General features: G+C 36.5%; 1 protein-coding gene. It reads right to left on the bottom strand.

Features of this window, described 5'->3' with window-relative positions:
• Positions 1-1104 (bottom strand): IS3 family transposase gene (locus EMN46_RS18495; protein ID WP_154202492.1). Its coding sequence is split into 2 segments (ribosomal slippage), with 1105 coding nucleotides annotated over them: positions 1-840 and positions 840-1104; the frame shifts between segments, so codons are not numbered across the junction. This gene is flagged as partial in the annotation.
• Positions 1105-1370: the final 266 nt, after the last annotated feature.

Below are 1370 nucleotides of genomic sequence, written 5' to 3'. Positions count from 1 at the left end.
ACTCATCTGGAGTCATTTTGTCCAGACTCGAATGAGGTCGTTTCAAATTATAAAATTCAAAATATGCGTTTAATTGCTTCTTCGCATCCAAAACATTGCTGTAGGCTTTGAGATACACCTCTTCATATTTAACGCTCCGCCATAATCGTTCAACCATCACATTATCAAYCCATCGACCTTTACCATCCATACTGATTTGAATGCCATTTGATTTCAATACATCAATAAATGCATCACTGGTRAACTGACTGCCTTGGTCTGTATTAAATATTTCAGGTSRWCCATATTTTTCAATWGCTTCATTTAAWGYYKMWATRCAAAAWKYMACCTCCATACTAATCGATACYCTATGCGCAAGTACCTTGCGGCTATGCCAATCAATCACAGCACATAAATAAACAAAGCCTTTTGCCATAGGGATATACGTTATATCCGTAGACCACACTTGATTACTGCGCTGAATAGCCAATCCTTTGAGCAGATATGGATATTTRCGGTGAGCTTGATTRGCCTGRCTTARATTTRGTTTRCRATATAACGCATTAATGCCCATTTTCTTCATTAAAGTACGTGTATGACGTCGTCCTATATGATGTCCTTGACGATTCAAYAAATCACGCATCATMCGGCTACCTGCAAAAGGGTATTGCATATGTAACTCATCCATACASCGCATYAGCTTCAGATCTGATKCACTCACAGGTTTTGGGCGATAGGAATAACAACCACGGGAGACTTTCAGCACCTGAGCCTGCATAAATACTGAAATCTGAAGTGAGTCATCGATTAACTTTTGTGGTTGAAGCGGCCCAGTTTCTTCAACACACCTTCTAAAAAATCAATTTCTAATGCCTGYTCACCGATTTTTGCATGTARYTTTTTWAGATCRATGGGKGGTTCTGWTGGAGCTTTTGATTGATCGAAAGCTTGCGAGGAAGCTGARATCAGTTGATTTTTCCAGTCRATAATTTGGTTTTKATGAACATCAAAYTCAGMACTCAATTCAGCAAGTGTTTTTTCTGCTTTRATCGCAGCAAGTGCTACCTTAGCTTTAAAATCATTTAAATGATYTCTTCTTCGTMTACGTGCCATAAAATACTCCATATATTGATGTTTATAACATCATTTGGGGAGCAAAATATCACTTATAAGTGTTGTTCAAATTTCCTGATCCACCTCTTTTGTTCTAAGTCACAATTATTGGGATCACAACCTACAAATACTTGAATTGTTTGAGTCATCTTACACACCGTTTTATATAATTAGATTTTAATACAAAGTCATCGCTAACAACCTACAAATACTTGAATTGTTTGAGTCATCTTACACACCGTTTTATATAATTAGATTTTAATACAAAGTCATCGCTA

The sequence above is a fragment of the Ancylomarina sp. 16SWW S1-10-2 genome (assembly GCF_009669305.1).
Taxonomy (GTDB): Bacteria; Bacteroidota; Bacteroidia; order Bacteroidales; family Marinifilaceae; genus Ancylomarina.
The sequence above is the reverse complement of the archived record's forward strand: the minus strand, read 5'-3'. Positions and strand labels throughout refer to the sequence as shown.